The following is a 20557-nucleotide window of genomic DNA, read 5'->3' as shown; positions in this document are numbered from 1 at the left end:
AGCACTTTCTGAAACCTGGAGAATCACTTGAAGAAACAACTTTTGCTCGCCGCAGGCGTGCTGACCGCAGCCATGTCATTTAACGCAATGGCCGCTGATACGTATCAACTCGACCCGATGCACACCTCGCCGAGCTTCGAAACCGACCACTTCGGCGGACTGTCGATCTGGCGCGGCAAGTTCACGAAGAGCAGCGGCACCGTGGTGCTGGATCGCGCGGCGAAGACCGGCACGGTGGACGTGACGATCGATATGAGCTCGGTGGATATCGGTAACGACAAGCTCAATGCGGAACTGGTCACGGACAAGTTCTTCGACGTCGCCAAGTACCCGACCGCAACCTACAAGGGCACGCAGATCCGCTTCGACGGCGACAAGCCGGTGGAAGTGATCGGCACGCTGACCATGCATGGCGTGACCAAGCCGGTCAACCTGAAGATCGAATCGTTCAAGTGCATCATGAACCCGATGCTCAAGCGCGAAGTGTGCGGCACAGAATCGACCGCGACGTTCAATCGCGACGACTTCGGCGTCGACTTCGGCAAGACCTATGGCTTCAAGATGCTGACCACGCTGCATATTCAGGCTGAAGGCATCAAGCAGTAATAGCTAGCAGGCAGGCGCTTAATCAGGAACTACTAATAATTTTGCGCCTGCAGCGACAGCTTGTTCGTGACGGATGTCACGCCCGGCACGCTTTTGGCCACCTCCTCCGCTCTGCCGATCTGCGCGTTGTCCGGCACCGAACCTGTTAGCGTGACTGCACCACCACGCGCGCGCACGAAAATATTCGCCACCGTGATGTCCTTCGTCTTGCTCAGTGCGCGCCGCACGTCAGAGCCGAGCTTACGATCGGCTTTTCTGATGCTCTTCTGGTTCGCTTTGGCCGACGCAGCAGAAGCTACAGTCGCAGTGGGCGCACTGGATTCAGACTCAGCGTACGCACCCGACGCAAGCGCCAGACTCAGCACAATGCCTAGTCCCTGAAATATCCTGATTACTTTCACAAAGTCTCCTTTCCCCGTTGAAACGACCGAGCATGAAGCTCTTTTCCGGCTGCGAGAATGGCGTCGACGTATGCCGCCACCTACATTTACCGAACTAGCGTGTCCTGAAGCCACTTCTCGGCTACAGCGGCAATGTCGCGATTGTTGAGTTCCAGCATCATCATGTGTCCGTTACCGTGGATACCGTGCTCGGCGAGCTTGATATGCGTTGTCTTCACGCCTGCCTGCTCAAGATAGTCGACGGTGCGCTCATCGTAGCTGGCGTGATAGGAAGCCTCGCCGGTCACAACAAGTACAGGAACGTCGCGTAGATGAGCGAGCTTTCGCGCGGGCTCTGCCTGCAACCAACCGCCGACCGATTTTGCCGTTGCCGGCGTGCCCTGTTTGGCGAACGTCAACGTCTGACCGTCGAGTACCGGCGGATCGTAAGTCAACGCCGACGCGGCAAGACCGAATGGCTTGGTCATGGCACCGTCGTCATTCCAGCCCTCGCGGCTGTCTGCCCGAGTTGAATCTCGCGCCATTGCCGCGCTCGCCAGCGAAAGCTCGTACACTGGCGGGCCGGACGGCTCAATCGCGATAATTGCCTTGACCTGTCCGGGGCGCGCGTCGGCAATCAACCATCCGTGCGCGCCCGCTTGCGAGTGTGTCAGCAGGATCGCCGGTCCGATCCGGTCGAGCAGCGCGGCGCCAGCGTCGCGGGAAAGTTGCTCCTGAAGTGGCGTCTGAGCGAGTGACGGATAGACCTGATCCATGTACTGATCGAAGACCGGATCACCGGCCACACCCGTCCCGGGCCACTGCGTATGCAGAGCAGCCTCGGGCCACAGAGCGGTAAGCTTCGGCGCGGTGAAATAACGCTCGATCATTCTGCTCGGCACGACCCGCATCTCCTCCTCACGGGTGTTGTGTGCCGAACGCGCGCGAGACGGCTGGTCGACCACATAGACCGCATAGCCGTGACGCAGGAAAAACTGCGCCCAGCCTTCGCGCCCATCCGGCGTGCCGGTATAGTTCAGGCCACTTTGCGTATTGCCAGCCATCAGAACAATGGGCCACGCATGCCGCTGGTCCTCGGGGATCTGATACTCGACGTGCATCTGCCCCATACGCACCTGGCCGCCGCCCGATTCGACATAGCGTCCGCCGACAAAGAAATAGCCCTGACTCGCGATTCTCAACGGCCCGACCGTGTTTTCATTGTTCAATGTCCTGCCTCCTGCCCTGTTCGGGCGACACCTGCGCAGCGTTGGAGAATCATTCGGCGACTTCGATCGTCAGCAGCGGCACGTATTGCTGGCCACCGTAACAATCGCCGTCGCCTTTCGCACACTGGATAACCGGGCGCGGGATTGAAGCCTTGATGGCAAGCGCCGCGTCGTGATAGACGAGTGTCACGTCCGCTTCATTCACGCCGTAGAACTCGACCATGTGCTGCGCAGTTAGCGCACGCGCGCGTTTGGCCCGCTCATAAAAGGCTTTGCTGGAAAACATCAGGTCGAAGGTCAGCATGAATGGCCCGGCGTTTTTCGAGCGAATCAGACTGCACATATCGAAGAGCGTGGTCATATCAAACCTCGATGAACGTAGTGCGGAACATATCCAGCGGCGTATCGGGCACATTGATATGGTTCAGCGTGAACCGGTAGACTGCGCCGCGTGGAATCTCCGGCGGTGAATAGGGATAGGCGATGGTGCTGATAATGCCTTCGTAGCCGGGCACAGGCAGGTGTGAGCTGACGTGGGCCACAAAGCTCGCGATCTTGTTGGCCTGCTCCTGGGTGGGCGCTGTGACGGTAATCAGCACGCCGATCTCATGCGGTGCCGCGGTGTTACGCAACGGCTCCAGTTCGCCCATCACACCGTCGATGCCGTACAGCCGGTATTCAATATCGTAGTCGTCAGGCTTGAGCGTATCGCCGAACAGATCGGCCACCCGCTCGCGGAAATAGCCTTGCGCGCGCTGCACCAGACCGGGCAGCGCCTTGATGACATGCTGATCGCGTACACCACCCACGATGACCGTCTGATACCCGGCAATCGCCGCGCCTTCAAGCTTGATCGTGTATTCGGCCGAAGGATGGAATCGCGAGCCCCGCACGCGCACGCGGCGCTCGTCGAGTGCTTCGTAGGTCGCGCCTTCCGTATCGATCACGCCGCCGGGTTCGGTCAACAGAAACGGGTTGGCATTCTCGTAGAGCGTGTGTGCGGCAATGCCCAGCGGTGTACAACGCGCCTCCCGATCCAGCGGTTCGATATCGAAGTGATCGTCACGGATCGTGGCGAACATGCTGTCGGCGGCAGGCACGACCGCGCATGCCGCGCCGCATTCCAGAGTCTTGGCCGCATGCCACGCGAGGCCCGGGTCGGCACCGAGCGCGACGGGCACGGCAGCGTATAACGCCGAGTCGCTCGCGCGCCCGGCCAGGATGACCTGCGCGCCCTCTTCGATCGCGGCCACGATCGGCTCCGTCCCCATCATGCCGACCACCGGCGAGTCGAATGTACTTGCGTCGATCGGCGGCGCAGGTTCCAGCGGCCGGATACGCCCGTTGGCAAGTTGGCGCTTCAGGTACTCGGGCTGCTGGTCCGACTTGATCACCGCGAGCCGGAAGCTGATGTTCTCTTCGGTCGCGATTTCGCGCGCCATCTCCGCGACCCAGTCGACACCGACATCGCGACCACTCGTGCCGCACGACCCGACGATCAACGGCACCTGCAAACGATGCCGGGCGAGCAGCAACAGCCTGAGATCGCGCTTGCACGCTTCACGCGATAGCTTTGGCCGGCCCGCACCCAGCGCGGACGGCCCTGAATCCGTCGATCCTGCGTCGCAGGCGATCACGTGCGGCTTCATCGCCACGCCGCGCTCCAGTGACTCGGGTTTGAACCCTGTTCCAAGACAGCCGTTTCCCGCCAGCACTCTGATTTCCATGATTTTCAATTTTGATTTGTATAACTAATTAATTACCGGTTACACCGAACCATTCAACATACTGCACATTACCGTCTAGTCGCCTGTAGAGAAGCTATGCCCGGCACGCCAGCTGGCCGGACACGCTTTCAGCGCAGCATCAAGCGCATAGTTTCAACCAGTCGCTATTCGTTTCCGTAAGACGCTCGAATTCTTTGCGCAGGCCGGCGATATGCCGGCGGCCGGCAAGCTCGGCCATGTCCGCGTCGCGCTCCGCAATCGCTTCGACAATACGGTTGTGTTCGATCAGCGCGCGGCGCCCGCGACCCTCAAGATCCTTGAAACGATACAGACGCGTCAAGCGGTTGATATCGCTCTGGATCAGCGTTTCCAGCAAAGCGATGCCGGAAAAATTCGCGATCATCACGTGAAAATCTTTCTGCCCGTATGCGGGGTTCACCTCGTTCGCCAGTTCAACCGAGTGGGTTTTGTCGTCAAGTTCCGAGTAAGCCCGCATGCCTGCCTCTTCGAATTCGGCGTGCTGGCGCAACGCTTCGATCTGGGCCTCGGTTGCATTGAGGGCGGCGAGCCGGCATGCCATGCCTTCCAACGCCTCGCGCACCACGAACATCTCCAGCACTTCCTTGCGCGAAAGCTGGGCGACGCGCACCCCAGCATGCGGCGTGCGCAGCACGAGACGCCGCTCCTCCAGCCGGGCAATGGTTTCCCGCAGTGTCGCCCGGCTCACTTCGTAGCGCGCCGCCAGGTCGACTTCAACGATCTTGGTGCCGGGCGGCAGCACGCCAGAGAAAATGTCCTGCGCCATGCGGTTGAGAAGTTGATCACCTACCGTTACAGGTGCGTCTGCGGTTCGTTCGGTCCGTTCTGTCATTACCCAATCCTATTCGTTGAATCGTCGCTAGCGATACGCTCCGGCAAGCGTCTTGCCGGCTTCACGGCCCTTGAGTGTGCGCGGCCCCATGACCGCGACCACGACGGCGACGATGATCTGACTCGCGGCCAGAAAGACAAACACCGCGCCAATGCCGGCTCGCTGCAAAAGAAAACCCATAATCAAACTAGCGAACACCGCGGCGAGCCGTCCCCAGGAATACACGAAACCAATCGCTTGCGCGCGCATCGCCGACGGAAAAAGCTCCGACTGGTACGCGTGAGTCGCATAGGCGCTCAGCACGTTGAACATCGTCACGCCGACGCCGAACAGAATCAGCATCGCCGGTGCATCCTGGTGGGCGAAGCACAAGCCACATATGCCCGCTCCCAGTGCCGCGATAACGATCTGCCATTTGCGCTCGAGCCGGTCCGCGAACAGCAAAAACAACACCGGGCAGACGGGATAGCTCAGCCCGATATAAAGCGAGTACTCGAGGCTCTTCACTATCGGGTGCCCCTGTGCGGAAAGCAGTGCAGGGACCCAATTTCCAAAACCATAGAATCCGATCGCGCTGAATATATTCGCGAGCGACAGCATCGTGATGATACCCAGCCAGGGCGCTCTGAACATAACGCCTGCGGCCACACTCTCCTGCGCGCCTTCGGTCGCCTCGCCTGCCATCGCGCTCAGGTGCGGCAGCTTCGCAGCGGCCGCTGCGCCGAAACATCGCTGTTCGAGCGTGGTGACGATACGATCCGCCTCGGTCACCGAACCATGTTGCGCGAGCCAGCGAGGCGATTCGGGCAAGCGTGTGCGCGTAAGCCACACCAGTATCGCGCCCACGCTCCCGATGATGCAGAGCCAGCGCCACCCCTCCACGCCAAACGGACTTCGCGGGATCAGCATGAGACTGAGCACACCCGCGATTGGCACCGCCAGCAACTGCACGAATGTCGAGAAAGCAAACGCTCGCCCGCGATAGCGCACCGGGACAATCTCCGCGATATAGGCGTCGATCGTCACCATTTCGACGCCCAGTCCGATGCCGGCGACAAAGCGCCAGACATTCACCTGTATGGCGCTATACTGCAACGCCATCAGTAGCGTCGCGCCAGTGTACAAAAGCAGTGCGACGTTAAAGGTGCGTTTGCGGCCAGCCCGGTCGGCAAACCGGCCGAACAGTAATGCGCCGGAGAACAGCCCGAGGAAGGTCGCCGCGCCGAACGCTGCCTGATCGGGCAGACCGAGCAGACCGCCGCGCGCCGCGAAGACGCCCTCGCGCACAAGGCCCGGCGCGGCCAGCGCGGTCAACGCCAGATCGTAGGTTTCAAAGAACGCCCCCGCCGCCAGCAGCCCAACCAGATACCAGAGGTGCCGCGTCATCGGCAGGCGATCAAGCCGCGCTTCGATCATCCGCGTGGCCGCGGTGTTGCGAGACGCCTTCAATGTGAACCTCCATGCGCTTCTCGAGCAGTTGACGGGAAGCCTGCGACTCGCGCCGGTCCACGGGACACATTGTATGACAATGATTTCATATTTCTAGATGAAGATCGCTGTTATTCTCGAATAATTTTATCTTTGTCCGACAGAATGAGCATTTCAGAATTGATGGCGCATGCCGGCCATCACGCCTAGCTGGGTGCCTTTCTGCGCGGTGCCCAAGCCGTTGACACCCTGGATCTGCGCGCCGATCAGATCGCCGCGATACAGCCCGTAGTTGCCTTCGAGATACACATCAGTCCGCTTCGACAGGTTGTAGTCCGCCAGCAACTCGAACTGCGAGGCCGTGCCGTCAAGCCCCTCGCTCTTACCGGTCTGCAGCGTGCGCCAGTAATTGAAGGAAAGCCGCATCGCCGAGCTGAACGAATGCACCGCGCCGAGGCTGAACATGCGGCGCGAACTGAAGTCGGTGAACTTCAATGCGGCGAGTACCGGTGCGGTAAACGGTCCGTTCAGATAGGACTGGAAACCCGGGTCGAGCCGGTTCTCGAAGTAGCCGGCGTGGAACTGCATGCTCTGCCAGGTGTAGGACGCACCCGCCGTCCACGACTTCGAATGCGAACCGTTGGTCGAATCGCGCGAATCCATATAGCCCGCGGCTGCCGTGACCGGCGCGGCCGGCAACCACGCGACGCCAACGGCCAGTTGCGACCCGTAGGACATGTGTCCCGGTGTGTTGCCGAACGCGTACGAAGCCTGGCCGACCACGTCGGCGAGCTTGATCGTGTATTTCGCCATGTTGCTGGACCACAGGCCGCCGAGCATGGTGATTTCCGGCTGGAAGCTGTAATTGAATGGCACCCACGGATTCGATGCATAGGTCCGGTCGACTATGCTGGCCAGTACGTTGCTCTGGCGCCCCATGGTCAGCGTGCCCAAGGTGGCTGACTTCAGACCGACGAATGCCGTGTTCCAGAAGGGCAGACCTGGATCGGACTGGCCATTGTTGAGATCGAAACGGTTCTCCAATCGGAAGATCGCCGCGTTGCCACCACCCAGGTCCTCGGTTCCGTTGACGCCAAAGCGGCTTTCCGACAAACCGCCGACACCCATTTGCACGGTCGAGTCCCCAGTGCGATTGACGTGAGTCAGATACTGCACGCTGACGTCGGTGAGTCCATACAAGGTCACGCTCGACTGCGCCATCGCGCTTCCCGTTCCTACTGCTGCAAGCACTCCGGCAACGTAAATAATTTTCACATCGTCTCCATTTTTATACAGTTCGATGCCGCTTGATGGCCGGACAGTGCCGTCCGCCCGACTGTGGCCAAACCATTTTCTACATGATTGTCGGACAAAACAATGATATTTATTAAAAAAACAACCGATCAATTAGGGTATTCGCCTGGAATGTCAGACAACAATTAGTCTGACAAAAAGGTGGCCAGCCTTAATTGTTATTATAATGACATAACATATAAGGTATGACTGATATCCTGGTGAAGACCCCTGCGTACGACCAGCCCACCGCCCCGTCAGCAGTGGGCGATCGAAAACATCCACACTTAAATATTTAGGATATTTAATTGATTAGAACGGCAATGCCTCTGTCGCTTGCGATCGCCGCTGGTCAGCGGCGTCGGCGAGCTGTTCCCTTCCAGCTCACTTTTGTTCGAACACCCCTCGAAGCTCCCCGTACACCAGCACGTTATCCTGAAGCGCACGCAGCACATCGTCGCGCGTCATTCCCGACTGGAGGCCTGACTTTCTGGCTAACGCAAATACCTGGAACACGTACGTGTGCGGTCCGTGCCCCGGCAAGGCGCGTGGGCCCCCATAGCCTGGCTTCCGGAAGGTTGTCAGCCCCAATTCCCGCTCCATCGAAAACGAACTGGCGTTGAGCGAGCCTTCCGCCACGCCCGATGCCGACGGCGGGATGCACGCCGCAACGAGATGAACAAACGGGCGGCGCAACGGTGCATCGGGATCTTCGATGTTCAGCACCAGTTCGACGGCGCGATCCGGCACGTTGCGCCAGGCGAGAGGCGGCGAGACGTTGTCGCCGACGCCCTCTCCTGCATAGCGCAAGGGAATTACCGCACCTGGCCTGAACGCCGTGCTTGTCAGTTCGATTGTGGCTGAGCTGGCAGGGAGACACAGATCGCGATTGAGCAAGTGCTCCTCGCCCGCATGGCGGCCGCGCAAGAGGCGCCCCAGCAGTCGGTCGATCATCGGGTGTGCCTCGCGAAGGAGGACTTGGACGCAAGACTTAAAAATAGCATGTGCATGGTGTAGTGGGACGGGTAACGCAAGGCGAGCGGACCGCCGCTTCGGCCCGGTTCAAAACGTGCGCAGTTCATTCAAGCGGTGACTTGACTGGCTCAGCCAATAGGCCGATCAGCTCTCGGACATCAGCCATCTCGTCGAGACCCACGACGGCGCGCTCGATCTTGTCACGGCGCGACACCGCGATCACACCGTCAGTCAGTTGCCGGAACTTTTGAACAATCTCTTCGTTCGACACCTCTGGCAGCGCCTTGCCCTCCGGGTGCCTCAGTAGGAGTTCCTGACGCGGCCTATTGCGAAAATGAACCACGAGGCGAGTCGCCCCGCGCGCGGCCGGCCCCAAGGTGTCGAAGGTTGCGTCGTGCCGGACCGTGATCTTCCCGACCAGATCCCACACGTCATCGGCGTCGAGCCTTGGCGCAACAAACTGCTTCGTCAGCGCGACACCGTCAAGCACCGTCACCGCGACGGCATATGCCATGTTCATCTGCGCGCCGATCGAGGTGAGCGGCCGCTCGGCAACCCAGCCGCCGTGATGGAACACGGCATGGCCCAGATCGATTTCAATACGCTCGATGTCGTCACCGGTGAAGTCGGCCTCGCGCTTGAGCGCCTGGATGCCATCAATCGCCGCAAGCAGGCCGCCCATTGCCGCATGACGTTTGATGATGATGCGCAGTGTTTCCCAACGCGTTCCCAACTCGCTGCTGATCTGAGACGCGTCCGGCGCATGACCTTCGCCAAAGGTCGACAGGAAGCCGCCGTAATCCCGTTCGAACACGCGCTTGATGCCGGTATATCCGCCAGCCGCCAGGACTGCGGCATACAGCCCGTTGCGCGAAGCAAAGCCATGATGCATGCGCTTGGACATCGCTTCGAATTGTGCGGCCATCAAGCCTGCGGACTGCGTGCCCGCAAGACCTAGCGCATCCTCGAATGCTGCAGCGCCGAGCCCCATCAGCTTGCCTGCGGCAGCGGCCGACGCGTGCGTGCCGAACACCGACCCGGAATGCCAGCCACGGGACAGCATCTGAGCGCCGTGCAATGCCAGGCCGACGCGCGGGCCGACTTCCAGACCGCACAGCATGGCAAGAAGAAATTCCTCGCCGCTCACCGGTCGCGACACCTGCTTTTCCGCGCAGGCGAACAGTGACGGCAGCACGATCGATGCGCTGTGAAGCGGCGCGAACGGATGGAAGTCGTCGAGTTCAAAACCCTGGATAAAGGTGCCGTTCAACAACGCCGCGGCGGATGCAGTGGTGCGCCGGCCCCAGCCGATGACCGTGCAATCCTGGCCACCGTCGAAGTCGGCGACGATCCCAACCGCCGTGCGCGACCACGGCAGTTGCGCACCGACGAGCGCACATCCGATACCGTCCAGCATCAGGTAGCGTGCGCGCTCGATCACATCGCCCGGAATGTCTTTAAGTTCGACGGCGGCCAGCCATTGCGCCAGCTGACCGGTCGGACCGTCGGGATCGGTTGGAGCCATTGACGCAAGATCAGCTGTCTCGGCGTCTAGAACACGTGTTTTCATAGGTCGTTATATTCATGGTCGCCGCAAGGAGCGCGGCAGGTTGTCATAGGCGCGACACGTCAACGGCTCCGGGCCACCAGGCAAATTCGCCATGGATGCCGCAAGCATTTCAGCCACCCTCTCAAGCAATGCCGCCGGTCCTCGCGAGCCCCGGTGTCGGCGCCCACATCCATGGACGGCTCTCACGATCACGCTGTTGCCACCCCGCAATATCGGACTCGCGCAGCATCGTCTGACCGATCTCGTCGAGCCCCTGCAAAAGCGCGTTGCGACGCAATGGCTCGATTTCGAACCGGAAGGTCTGTCCCCGCGGCGCACTAACCGTTTGCTGCTCTAGATCCACCGCCACGTATTCTCCGCCGGCCGCATCGCGACTCAGCACGTCCAGTTCGGCAGCCGATAGCTGCACGGGCAGCAGTCCGTTCTGAAAACAATTGTTCCGGAAGATATCGCCGAAGCTCTCTGCAATCACGCAACGAATGCTGCTTGCCCATAGCGCCGAGACGGCGCCCTCGCGCGACGATCCGCAGCCAAAGTTAGCGCCGGCAAGAAGAATCGGAGCATTTCTGAAGGCGGGCTGATTGAGCACGAACGCCGGCTCATCACTTCCATCGTCCCGATACCGCAGTGCCTCGAACGCATAAGGTCCCAGTTGGTCTCTGGGCACGCTGGTGAGCCGCTCTATCCGGATGATCAGGTCCGTGTCGACATTGGCGAGCATGAGAGGGGCCGCGGCCCCCGCTATCTTCGATACTTTTTCCATCGCTACAGACTCCGAACATCGACAATGGCGCCCGCGACCGCAGCGGCCGCCGCCATGGCCGGGCTGGCCAGATGCGTACGCGCCCCCGGACCCTGACGGCCAACGAAGTTGCGATTCGACGTGGACACGGCCCGCGCCTGCGGCGGCACCTGTTCGCCGTTCGCTGCCACGCACATGCTGCAACCCGGTTCGCGCCACTTGAAGCCGGCGTCAAGGAATACGCGATCCAGTCCCTCTGCAACGGCTTCACGCCTGACCGATTCAGATCCAGGAACGACCCACGCGGTTACGCGATCCGCGACTTTGCGCCCGCGGATAACTGCGGCCGCCGCTCTGAGATCCGGCAGCCGCGAGTTCGCGCATGAACCAATAAAGACCCAGTCGACCGGTGTCCCCGCGATCGGTCGACCCGGCTCAAGACCCATATACCGGAGCGCTTCTTGCCAAGCCTCGCTGCGCCGGCTGTCAGGCGCAGCGGATGGATCGGGAATGACGCCGTCGATTCGCATCGCGTGCTCAGGGCTCGTTCCCCACGTGACGGTCGGCACGATGTCGTTCACATCGAATGTGACCTCGCGGTCGAAACGCGCGTCCTCGTCGGAGGGCAACGTGCGCCAATAGGCGCGGGCACTGTCGAACAACGCGCCCGCGGGCGCGTACGCACGGCCCTGAAGCCATGCGCCTGTCTTCTCGTCCGGCGCGACTATGCCAATCTTCGCGCCGAGTTCGATCGACAAGTTGCACAGCGTCAGGCGCTCTTCGATCTCGAGCGCACGGATCGCGGGACCCGCATATTCAATGGCGTAGCCTGTGCCGGCGTCGGCACCGAGCCGTCCAATGACATGCAGGATCAGATCCTTGGCAGTCACGCCTTGTGCGAGACATCCATCGAACCACAGTCGCATTGTTTTCGGACGGCGCTGCAATAGCGTTTGAGTCGCCAACGCGTGCGTGACCTCGGACGAACCGACACCGAAAGCGAGCGCGCCCAGGCCGCCGTTGGTGCAGGTATGGCTGTCACCGCAAATCAGCGTCGCGCCGGGCTGGACGATGCCGAGTTCCGGCGCCATCACATGGACAATGCCCTGCCCGGGTTCACCAAGATCGAAGAGCCGGATGTTCGCCCTGGCTGCGAGCTGGCGCAAGCCGTGATACAGGCGCGCGCCCCCCGCGAAAGTCTCGCCCGTACGGCCAGGGGCGCTCGATACCGCGTGGTCGGGCGTCGCGAAAGCCAGTTCCGGATTACGCACGGTGAGCTTGCGTTGAGCCAGTTCATAAAGGCCTGACGTACCGGACAGGTCATGCAGCAAATGCCGGTCGATATGCAGCAGCGCCCAATCGCCACCCAGGTCCGAAACAACGTGGCTGTCCCAGATCTTGTCGAAAAGTGTCTTACCTGTCATGACGGCTCCATCAATCCGCACGCGACGCGTCACCGGCGACCGTGCTGTTGTCGCGAAAGCGCGTACGCAGTTCGTCCCACTCGCTCGAGCCGAGATTACGGAACCGCTCCGCCAGCGTCGCGGCGCCCGCCGATGCGGGCGGCGTATTGGTTTCCTTCAATTGCCGCAAGGTACGGATGCAGGTGTCGGTAACGTCGGCAATAAGCAGGCTCGGCAGGATGGCGAGGCGGTAGCCGAACCGTTCAACCGTTGCCAGGTCCACGTCGGGCGTCTTCCCGCCACGCACGATGTTCAGCAGACAGGGGCCCTTGACGAGGCGCGGCACAGCGGCCATTTCATCAAGCGATTGCGTGGCTTCCAGGAAGATCATGTCCGCGCCGGCCTGGAGAGCCAGATTGGCGCGCGTGACCGCTTCGTCCATATCAGCGACGGCCCGTGAATCCGTGCGTGCGATCAGCAGGAAATCCGGATCGCGCCGCGCCGCCACGGCAGCGCGGATCTTCGCGATGAACTCCTCGCGTGAGATAACGTCTTTGCCGTCGAGGTGACCACAGCGCTTGGGCGCGACCTGATCTTCGATATGAATACCCGCCGCACCGCTGCGTTCGAACTCCCGCACGGTGCGAAACACATTCAGTTCCGTTCCGTAGCCCGTGTCGGCGTCAGCGATGACTGGCACGTCCACCGCATTCGCCAGGATGCCTGCGTTGTCGACCATCTCGCTCATCGTCAGCAAGCCGTAGTCGGGATAACCGTAACGCGCCGACGTACCCGCTCCCGTCATGTACACAGCCGGAAATCCTGCACGCTCCACCAGCCTGGCGGTCAGGCCATCATAGGCGCCGGGTGCTACGACCAGTTCCTGCTTTGCGAGCAACGCCCGCAATTTCGCTGCTGCTGTCATCCAGCCTCCACTATTATCTCTGCGATTCCGCTTGAATGCGCACCGCGTTCGAAGCAATTCGGTGGCGGCGTGTTTACATGTTATATATTTATAACAACATGTCAACGAGTGATTGCCAGCATGCTTGCGATGTGACCGAAACCGGAATGTCCGAGCAACTCCGATACGGTTGTAATGTTGACATAACATGAGACGACAGGCCCGTTTCTACGCTATGATAGAAAGACTCTATAAACCTGCTCTAAACGATGTCTACTCCGACTTCCCCGCAGCTTCCCCGGTCCCGCGGCACCTCGCTGCACCGTCAGATGTTCCTCGTATTGCGGGAGCGGATCATCACCGGCACGTATCCTGCGGGCAGCATGATTCCAAGGGAAGAAGATCTGTGCACCGACTTCGGCGTGTCGCGAATCACTGCGCGCCGCGCGTTGGCGGATCTTGAAGCGCTGGGTCTGGTGCAGCGCCGTCAGGGCCTCGGCACCTTTGTGCCCACCGACCTGCCGGTGGCGCGTCAAGCGGCCACCCTCGGGTTCGTCGACGCCTTGCACAAGGCCGCTTCCGAGACCAAGGTGCAGGTTCTCAGCGTCAATCTGGAAACGCCGCCCACGGCCATTGCGATCCAGTTGGAACTGGAGCCCTCGGACCGTGCGGTCCATGCGTTGCGGCTGCGTAAATCCGGAGATACGCCGCTAATGGTTTCCGAGGCGTGGATTCCCGAGCGCTACAGCAAATCGGTCACCGCCGCCAGCCTGAAAAAGCGCGCCTTGTTCGAGATCCTGATGAGTCACGGCGTCGACTTCGGTCGCGTGATTCAGGAGGTGACGGCAGTCGCCGCGGACCCCACCTACGCGCAATGGCTCGACACGGAAATCGGTATGCCGCTGCTCAGGACCACACGCCTCGTCTACGACTCGAAACGTACGCCGGTCCAGCATCTGACCATCACTGTTTCGCCTGAGCGTAGCCGTCTCGTGACCGACATGTCCGCCGATTCGATTAACACACTCCGCACGGGCCAGGTCGTACACGACGTGCAACACGAAGCGCCCAAAACTTCGAAGGAACGTGTATCGGGAACCGGCACGCGGCGCGGATAAACCGGTCTGCATGCACATCGCTCTTTGCACACGCATTGCTATAGACCCACGTCACCATCGCGGCCGTGGGTCTCACTACTCAGGTCGCCAGCGACCAGCGTGATCCCTGGCGTATAAACCAAGCCACGTGAAAGAGATAGTCGACGCGATGCCCGCAGAGTTCTAGAGCGCACAGAATTATCTCAACGAAGCACGCCAGAGTGACCGTGCTGGCGGGGTCATGTATTCCCCGGTTGACAGCGTCTGCTCTTACCCGACAACGGATCGGACATCGACGCCGGAAACGCTAGCGCTCCAAACGTCAGGTGATTCTCTTCTTTTTGGGCGGCTTGATGAGCTTTTCGACGGCATTGTCTGTGACGTCCTTGAAGAGGGTTGCGTTGCCACAGGCACGCGCCGCGAGCATGGCACCGTAGACCAGCGACACGAGCGATGCGGCCTCGGTTTGAACTGACGAACCCAGTTTGACGAGATCGTTTTTTACGCCCGACTCGAGCACCTGCTCAAGCCACGCAGTGAGGTTATCGAAAAATGCCTTCACCTCTTGCGCCACTTCCTCGGGCAGCGATGGGAGTTCAGCACCGAGCATGCCCGCTACGCAGAACGGAGCACTGTCGTCCGCAATACAGCGTTCCCAATGACCGATGTAGGTACGCAACTGCCCGAGAGCGTCGGCACCGCTCGCCTCAAGTGCCGCCATATCGGCATCAAATACTGCCCGCCACTCTTTCAACACAGCGATCACAAGGTCTGTTTTTGAGGGGAAGTGGTGGTGAATACTCGCCTTACGAATGTCAATTGCGTCGGCGATGTCGGCATAGCTAAACCCGCTATAGCCGCGACGCATGATGAGTTGTCGCCCCGCCTCGACGATCCTGCTCGCGGTGGCTTCTCCAGAAACTGTCATTTCACCCTACCATCTAGTCGGTTGAATATAGCGGCAGTCTACCGATTGTGGCTGGAAATTTCCAGCGTGAAAAAACTTGCACTAAAGCCATCCTACTAGTAGGATGGCTTTAGTGCAACGAATAGCCGCCGAAACCCTCTAGTTGTCTAATCTTTTGGAGAATGAAAATGAAAGCAGCCTCATCTGTAACCCGTATCGCCGCCGCTCTTGCCTTTTCCTTCGCCGCGCTGACCTCCCACGCGATGGCCGCGCCGGTCAAGAACGTCGTCCTGGTCCACGGCTTTTTCGCCGACGGTTCGGGCTGGCAGGCAGTGTCAAAAATCCTGACGCGCGATGGCTACAAGGTCTCTGTCGTGCAGGAGCCGGAAACGTCTTTCGATGAAGACGTGGAGACAACCACCCGGGTGATCGACGAACAGGATGGTCCGAGTATTCTCGTCGGCCACAGCTACGGCGGTGCGGTGGTGACTGAGGCGGGTAACGACGACAAGGTCGCCGGTCTCGTTTATGTGGCCGCATTCCAGCCCGATACGGGGGAAAGCCCCCTCGATCTGACCAAAAAGATGCCGCCCGCGTCCAAATCCATCAAGGCGACTGCGGATGGCCACCTGTACATTGAACAGGCAAATTTCCACGAGGACTTCTGCGCCGATGTGCCCGCAGCCGAAGCAAACTTCATGGCGATCTCGCAGGTGACGCCTGCGGCTCAGGCGTTTGGCGTGCCGATCCAGCATGCTGCCTGGAGAACCAAGCCGAGCTGGGCAGTCGTCGCAACGGCGGACCGCGCGATCAATCCTGACCTGGAGCGTTTCATGACCAAGCGCGCCGGAAGCACCACGGTTGAGATCAACTCGAGCCATGTGGCCTATATCTCGCATCCCGCTGAAGTCGCGAAGCTGATCGAGCAGGCCGCAGCAAAGTCCGGCAAGCAATGATTGAACGCGATACGCCGCCTGTGATCGGAGTAACTGTCAGGCGGCGTTCGTGCCAGTGTTTCTTTGATTCGTCGCAAGCCCTTGGGTACGCGTGCGACACCAGCGGCATACGGCTTCACTACAGCATGATGGACCAGGACGCGAAGGAACCCATCGTTGGTCTCGCTACTCAGGTCGTCAGCGATTCGAGTGATCGGCCTTTTGTTGACGGTCCGAGTACAGCAATCGACAACGCAACCATACCCATGCTCGCGGCAATCAGCAGGAGCGCGCCGGAGACCCCTGCCCGGTTTAGCGCGTACGACACCAGAAAGCCGCTGAAAATGCCCGACAGTCGGCTCCACGAATACACAAAGCCAATGGCACGCGCACGAATACGGGTCGGATACAGCTCTGACTGGTAGGCGTGAAAGTTGTAGGACATGGTCGTGGCGCCCAGCGTCACCAACGCACCGGTCGTCACGATGAACACCGGATTACGCGCTTCGGCAAACAGCAACCCGGCGCCGGCTACCAGTATCGACGAAGCCACGATCTGCCATTTGCGCTCGAAGCGGTCGCCATAGAGCAAGGCGATCAGCGGACCACACGGCATCACCAGCGTGATCCCCAGCGTATAAGCCAGGCTCGTCGTTACCTCGAAACCCTGCTTGATGAGGAAACTCGGCACCCAGTTGGAGAACCCGTACAACCCGATCGTCTGGAAGACGTGGAAGATGCTCAACATCACCGTGCGCGACAGAAATGTGCGACTGAATATTTCCCGAAACTGGCCCGTTTCCACCACTTCACCCGACGTCGGCTCAGGTGTCGGCAAGCGCTTGCCGGTTTCCCGCTCTGCACGCCGCTCAAGCTCTGCCACGATCCTCCCAGCCTTCTCCGACTCGCCATGCGCCGCAAGCCAGCGCGGGCTCTCAGGGATACGTCGGCGAATCACCCAGATCACAACGGCGCCCACCGAGCCGAGTAGCACGACCCAGCGCCACCCGTCGAGACCGAACGGTGCAAGGGGCACAAGCTGCCAGGCGAGGCAGGCGATTACCGGCACCGCCAGGTAGGTGATGAACTGGTTGAACGCAAACGCACGTCCGCGAATATGTTTAGGGACGATCTCGCTCAAATAACTGTCGATGGTCACCAGCTCGATACCCAGCCCGATCCCTACCATGAAGCGCCAGAAGTTCAACCCGAGTGCTGTTGTTTGAAACGCCATGATTGCCGCGGACACGGTGTACCAAAGCAACGCGAACGTGAATACCGAACGCCGCCCGAACTTGTCCGCGATCGCGCCGAAGAACAGCGTGCCGACAAGCAGACCCGTGAACGCGGCCGCAATGAAACTCGCTATGCCGCTCATGCTCAGAAAGCGCACTGTGGTAGCCGTCAGGACACCCGACCGGATAATGCCCGGAGCAATGTAGGCGGTCGAAAACAGCTCGTAGAACTCGAAGAAGCCGCCGAGCGAGATCACCAGCACCAGCATCCAAACGGATCGTGACATTGGCAGCCGGTCAAGCCGCGCGCCGATCATGCCCGTGGTTTCATTGGTTTTGATTGCGTGTATCTGGTTTGCATCGGATGCGCCAACGGGCGGTCCGATCGCGTCGCGTGTCGACGACATAGACTCCTCCATGTGTATTTTTAGCGACGCACGCCGGCTTTATGCGAGCGCGTCGGCTACGGGCGGTGCAAGCACCTCGATCAGTTCGGCGATGTCGTCGAGGCGCTCCACACCAACGACAAGTTGCTCGATTCGCTGCTGGCGCACCCTACCGATCACACCGTCTGTCAACGCGCGGAATTTCTCGACAATGCCTTCGTTCGACACGTGATCCAGCGGACGGCCTCGCGGGTGTCGCAGCAGCCGTTCCTCATGGCTGCCGTCCGTAAAGGTGATGCGAATCCGCACGGCTCCGCGGGCAAGCGGGCCATCCCTGTCGAAGGCCTCTTCGTGCCGGACCGCGACCTTCTTCATGAACGCCCAGACATCGTCGGCGTTGATACGCTCGGGGCTGAACTGCTTCATCAGCGCTGCGCCATCGAGCGCGGCAACAGAGACCGCGTAGGCCATGTTCATCTGCGCACCGATCGGCGTCAGTGGCTTGAACGCCTGCCAGCCGCCGTGGTGGAACGACGAGCTTGCGCAATCGAGCTCGATTTTCTGTATGTCAGTTGCAGTCGTGCCGCGCGCCCGCTGAATCTCCAGCACAGCGCTAATCGGACCGAGCAGCGCGCCCATTGCAGAGTAGCGCTTGATCACGTACGCCTCGGTCTCCCATTTCGCACCAAGGTTGGCCGATATCTGCGACGCGTCCGGATCGTGCCCCTCGCCGAACGTTGAGAGGAAACCGCCATACTCGCGCTCGAAGACTCGCTTGATGCCTGTATAACCGCCCGCCGCCAGCACCGCTGCATAGAGGCCGCCGCGCGACGCAAAGCCGTGATGCATGCGCTTGGACATGGCTTCGAATTGCGCTGCCATCAGTCCGCCGGATTGCGTGGCGGCGAGCCCAAGCGCATCCTCGAAAGCAGCAGCGCTCAGGCCATGCAGCTTGCCGGCTGCGGCAGCGCTTGCATGCGTGCCGAATACCGCGCCCGAGTGCCAGCCGCGCGACAACATCTGCGAACCGTGCAATGCGAGACCAACGCGGGGGCCCACTTCATAGCCGCACATCGCGGCAAGCAGGAATCGTTCGCCGCTGACCCGACCGAGCAAGCTTGCGCTGGCAAAGAGCGACGGCAACACCACCGATGCCGCATGCAGCGGCGCGATCGGATGAAAGTCGTCGAGTTCGAAACCCTGGATGAAGGTGCCGTTGAGCAGCGCTGCCGCGGGTGCGCTGATCTTCTTGCCCCAGCCGATCAGACTCGCGTCCCCACCGCCTTCGAGCGCGCTGACGAGTTCCACCGCCTTTCTCGACCAGGGCAATTGCGCACCGACGAGCGCGCAACCCAGCCCGTCGAGCGTCAGGTATTTGCCGCGTTCGAGCGCCTGTTCGGGGATGTTATCGAGCTGCACGGAAGCGAGCCATGTTGCCAGTTTCCCTGTCGGGCCGTTGGGGTCCGTAGGGTCTGAATGAGCCGTGGTAGTAGAGGCCGACTGAATTGAAGATGCCATGCGTGCTTCCTGAAGATCGGGGACGTCAATGACGTCCGTTGAAGTGACATGGACAAAGCCTGCTACCGCGGACTACCAGGATCATCGTCCATCGACATGTTGTTATATTATTATGATGACGAGCCGGATAAAGCGAGAGAGGGTTTACGCCAATCGCTTAGCCAGTCGTGAGGGCAACCGCAACGGGTTCTGTCGCAATCGGGGACGTTGTATGCAGTGGTCTTTGCAAGAATGGATCAGCCGACGATGAAAGTGCCGAAGTCAGCAATGTTTGACGCCTTGAAGCGATTGCACCTAGCGCCGCGGATTTGCACAATCGGCCAGCCACCTTGCCGCCCCTTCTGCAAATCAACGCAAAGCGAAAGCGCTCCTTTTATCAGACGAATAGAAACGATTCTGAGAATGGCACGTGTGCTGCAAACAGGTCTTCAGTGGCAGTCGCAATCGGCGCGCGTCGATCCGCCCGATGCGCGGAATCGCCCTTTAATACAGGCGTAATCTGCTCAACAAAGCGGATTTGACCATCTGTTTTGCAGACGTTACACGCCATATATCGCAGTTTCATCGCGCGCGAAAACTTGAGCGCGATGAGCCGCCATAACTGCCCGCTTTTCGCCGGTTTGAACCGCACGGCTAAACCTTAAAGTCGCCAGCACGGAAACAACCCTTGTTTGGAGACTGTGCGGTGAGTCAGGTAAAAAATGCGGCGCTGGTCGCGGCAGTGGCGATGGTGATGGCAGGCGCAGTAGACGCACAGGAAATCTACGCACACGGCGGCACACTCGGCGCAGGTATCGGCGCAGCGTTGCCGTTTGCCTCGTGGGCCGGCGTGCATGCGGAATTCGAAGGGCTCGGCTTCTCGCATTCGGTCAACGTCAGTGGGAACGAGTACGACGGTCACGTCAAGCTGCTGCAAGGCGGCTTGTATCTCGATCTGTTTCCGTTTGCGTCGAGCGGCTTTCGCGTAACCGCCGGCGCGCTGATCAACGACGACGAACTGACAGGCCACGCGGTACCGAACGCGCAAGGCATGTACAAGATCGGCAACGACTTCGTGCCGGCCGTGGGTCCCGCGCCCTCGACCACCGTCACACTGCCACGCGCGATGCCCTATCTCGGCATCGGGTACGGTCACAAACCGGTATCGAAGGGTTTCGGCATGACGCTCGATCTCGGCGTGGCCTACGGCCGCCCGCGCACGACGTACAGCGTGCCGCAGGTCTACTCGCTCCTCACGACACAGGCGAACATCGACCAGGAAGAACAGAATATCAGCGACAAGGTCGAGCGCTACAAGCTGTATCCGGTCGTGCAAATCGGTGTGAGCTACCGGTTCTAGGCGGGCACTTTT

Annotated in this window: 19 protein-coding genes; 4 read left to right on the top strand and 15 right to left on the bottom strand. The window is 60.4% G+C overall.

The genetic code is table 11. The features are described 5' to 3' along the window. Positions 1 to 27: 27 nt before the first annotated feature. The gene (locus PQQ96_RS09810; protein ID WP_408291188.1) at positions 28 to 606 is read left to right on the top strand and encodes a YceI family protein; all 579 of its coding nucleotides are present in this window, start codon (positions 28 to 30) and stop codon (positions 604 to 606) included. A 32-nt stretch (positions 607 to 638) separates the two neighbouring features. On the opposite strand, the gene PQQ96_RS09805 is transcribed toward PQQ96_RS09810, so the two are convergent. The 12 genes from PQQ96_RS09805 to PQQ96_RS09750 form a co-directional block, all read right to left on the bottom strand. Beyond that, on the bottom strand, positions 639 to 1007 hold the full coding sequence (locus PQQ96_RS09805) for a BON domain-containing protein (protein WP_408291186.1): 369 nt from the start codon (positions 1005 to 1007) through the stop codon (positions 639 to 641). Positions 1008 to 1093: 86 nt separating this feature from the next. Further along, positions 1094 to 2215, bottom strand: coding sequence for an alpha/beta hydrolase (locus PQQ96_RS09800; protein ID WP_408291185.1), 1122 nt, complete (start codon positions 2213 to 2215; stop codon positions 1094 to 1096). Positions 2216 to 2264: 49 nt separating this feature from the next. After that, on the bottom strand, positions 2265 to 2576 hold the full coding sequence (locus tag PQQ96_RS09795; protein ID WP_408291184.1) for a DUF4387 domain-containing protein: 312 nt from the start codon (positions 2574 to 2576) through the stop codon (positions 2265 to 2267). Between the two features lies 1 nt (position 2577). Continuing rightward, positions 2578 to 3942: an acyclic terpene utilization AtuA family protein gene (locus tag PQQ96_RS09790; protein WP_408291182.1), complete on the bottom strand. Its 1365-nt coding sequence runs from the start codon at positions 3940 to 3942 to the stop codon at positions 2578 to 2580. A gap of 139 nt (positions 3943 to 4081) precedes the next feature. After that, complete coding sequence (locus PQQ96_RS09785; protein ID WP_408291181.1) at positions 4082 to 4813, bottom strand: GntR family transcriptional regulator; 732 nt, start codon at positions 4811 to 4813, stop codon at positions 4082 to 4084. Positions 4814 to 4840: 27 nt separating this feature from the next. Further along, complete coding sequence (locus PQQ96_RS09780) at positions 4841 to 6262, bottom strand: MFS transporter (protein WP_408291180.1); 1422 nt, start codon at positions 6260 to 6262, stop codon at positions 4841 to 4843. Positions 6263 to 6415: 153 nt separating this feature from the next. Further along, positions 6416 to 7516, bottom strand: a complete 1101-nt coding sequence (locus PQQ96_RS09775; RefSeq protein WP_408291178.1) for a porin — start codon at positions 7514 to 7516, stop codon at positions 6416 to 6418. Between the two features lie 402 nt (positions 7517 to 7918). After that, positions 7919 to 8488: a YbhB/YbcL family Raf kinase inhibitor-like protein gene (locus PQQ96_RS09770; protein WP_408291177.1), complete on the bottom strand. Its 570-nt coding sequence runs from the start codon at positions 8486 to 8488 to the stop codon at positions 7919 to 7921. 124 nt (positions 8489 to 8612) lie between these two features. Further along, entirely contained in the window at positions 8613 to 10034 is a 1422-nt protein-coding gene (locus tag PQQ96_RS09765; RefSeq protein WP_408291175.1) for an MmgE/PrpD family protein, read from the bottom strand. A 166-nt stretch (positions 10035 to 10200) separates the two neighbouring features. Then, on the bottom strand, positions 10201 to 10842 hold the full coding sequence (gene leuD / locus PQQ96_RS09760) for a 3-isopropylmalate dehydratase small subunit (protein WP_408291174.1): 642 nt from the start codon (positions 10840 to 10842) through the stop codon (positions 10201 to 10203). Between the two features lie 2 nt (positions 10843 to 10844). After that, positions 10845 to 12245, bottom strand: coding sequence for a 3-isopropylmalate dehydratase large subunit (leuC, locus tag PQQ96_RS09755; protein WP_408291172.1), 1401 nt, complete (start codon positions 12243 to 12245; stop codon positions 10845 to 10847). A gap of 10 nt (positions 12246 to 12255) precedes the next feature. Beyond that, positions 12256 to 13149: an isocitrate lyase/PEP mutase family protein gene (locus PQQ96_RS09750; protein WP_408291171.1), complete on the bottom strand. Its 894-nt coding sequence runs from the start codon at positions 13147 to 13149 to the stop codon at positions 12256 to 12258. Positions 13150 to 13457: 308 nt separating this feature from the next. On the opposite strand from PQQ96_RS09750, the gene PQQ96_RS09745 reads away from it, so the two are divergent. Continuing rightward, positions 13458 to 14246 carry a GntR family transcriptional regulator gene (locus PQQ96_RS09745; protein ID WP_408291170.1) on the top strand — a complete coding sequence of 263 codons (789 nt, stop codon included), beginning with the start codon at positions 13458 to 13460 and terminating at the stop codon, positions 14244 to 14246. A 301-nt stretch (positions 14247 to 14547) separates the two neighbouring features. Here PQQ96_RS09745 and PQQ96_RS09740 read toward each other — a convergent pair whose 3' ends face one another. Beyond that, entirely contained in the window at positions 14548 to 15153 is a 606-nt protein-coding gene (locus PQQ96_RS09740; protein ID WP_408291168.1) for a TetR/AcrR family transcriptional regulator, read from the bottom strand. A gap of 167 nt (positions 15154 to 15320) precedes the next feature. Between PQQ96_RS09740 and PQQ96_RS09735 the strand changes: the two genes are divergently transcribed. Further along, positions 15321 to 16088: an alpha/beta hydrolase gene (locus PQQ96_RS09735; RefSeq protein ID WP_408291166.1), complete on the top strand. Its 768-nt coding sequence runs from the start codon at positions 15321 to 15323 to the stop codon at positions 16086 to 16088. Between the two features lie 169 nt (positions 16089 to 16257). Here the strand turns inward: PQQ96_RS09735 and PQQ96_RS09730 are convergent, their stop codons facing one another. Both PQQ96_RS09730 and PQQ96_RS09725 read right to left on the bottom strand, forming a co-directional pair. Next, entirely contained in the window at positions 16258 to 17619 is a 1362-nt protein-coding gene (locus tag PQQ96_RS09730; RefSeq protein WP_408291243.1) for an MFS transporter, read from the bottom strand. Positions 17620 to 17748: 129 nt separating this feature from the next. Then, positions 17749 to 19206, bottom strand: coding sequence for an MmgE/PrpD family protein (locus PQQ96_RS09725; RefSeq protein ID WP_408291164.1), 1458 nt, complete (start codon positions 19204 to 19206; stop codon positions 17749 to 17751). A gap of 727 nt (positions 19207 to 19933) precedes the next feature. On the opposite strand from PQQ96_RS09725, the gene PQQ96_RS09720 reads away from it, so the two are divergent. Then, complete coding sequence (locus PQQ96_RS09720) at positions 19934 to 20545, top strand: hypothetical protein (protein ID WP_408291241.1); 612 nt, start codon at positions 19934 to 19936, stop codon at positions 20543 to 20545. Positions 20546 to 20557 lie beyond the last annotated feature (12 nt).

This window comes from Paraburkholderia sediminicola, assembly GCF_046027825.1.
Lineage (GTDB): Bacteria > Pseudomonadota > Gammaproteobacteria > Burkholderiales > Burkholderiaceae > Paraburkholderia > Paraburkholderia sediminicola_D.
This window is presented reverse-complemented; position numbering and strand designations above follow the sequence as displayed.

Bases quoted from the DNA above. Each gene is read 5' to 3' on its own strand.
- PQQ96_RS09740 (WP_408291168.1), bottom strand. From the start codon at position 15,153: ATGACAGTTTCTGGAGAAGCCACCGCGAGCAGGATCGTCGAGGCGGGG.
- leuC (WP_408291172.1), bottom strand. From the start codon at position 12,245: ATGACAGGTAAGACACTTTTCGACAAGATCTGGGACAGCCACGTTGTT.
- PQQ96_RS09735 (WP_408291166.1), top strand. From the start codon at position 15,321: ATGAAAGCAGCCTCATCTGTAACCCGTATCGCCGCCGCTCTTGCCTTT.
- PQQ96_RS09765 (WP_408291175.1), bottom strand. From the start codon at position 10,034: ATGGCTCCAACCGATCCCGACGGTCCGACCGGTCAGCTGGCGCAATGG.
- leuD (WP_408291174.1), bottom strand. From the start codon at position 10,842: ATGGAAAAAGTATCGAAGATAGCGGGGGCCGCGGCCCCTCTCATGCTC.
- PQQ96_RS09785 (WP_408291181.1), bottom strand. From the start codon at position 4,813: ATGACAGAACGGACCGAACGAACCGCAGACGCACCTGTAACGGTAGGT.
- PQQ96_RS09720 (WP_408291241.1), top strand. From the start codon at position 19,934: ATGGTGATGGCAGGCGCAGTAGACGCACAGGAAATCTACGCACACGGC.
- PQQ96_RS09790 (WP_408291182.1), bottom strand. From the start codon at position 3,942: ATGGAAATCAGAGTGCTGGCGGGAAACGGCTGTCTTGGAACAGGGTTC.
- PQQ96_RS09795 (WP_408291184.1), bottom strand. From the start codon at position 2,576: ATGACCACGCTCTTCGATATGTGCAGTCTGATTCGCTCGAAAAACGCC.
- PQQ96_RS09750 (WP_408291171.1), bottom strand. From the start codon at position 13,149: ATGACAGCAGCAGCGAAATTGCGGGCGTTGCTCGCAAAGCAGGAACTG.
- PQQ96_RS09745 (WP_408291170.1), top strand. From the start codon at position 13,458: ATGTTCCTCGTATTGCGGGAGCGGATCATCACCGGCACGTATCCTGCG.
- PQQ96_RS09770 (WP_408291177.1), bottom strand. From the start codon at position 8,488: ATGATCGACCGACTGCTGGGGCGCCTCTTGCGCGGCCGCCATGCGGGC.
- PQQ96_RS09730 (WP_408291243.1), bottom strand. From the start codon at position 17,619: ATGATCGGCGCGCGGCTTGACCGGCTGCCAATGTCACGATCCGTTTGG.
- PQQ96_RS09725 (WP_408291164.1), bottom strand. From the start codon at position 19,206: ATGGCATCTTCAATTCAGTCGGCCTCTACTACCACGGCTCATTCAGAC.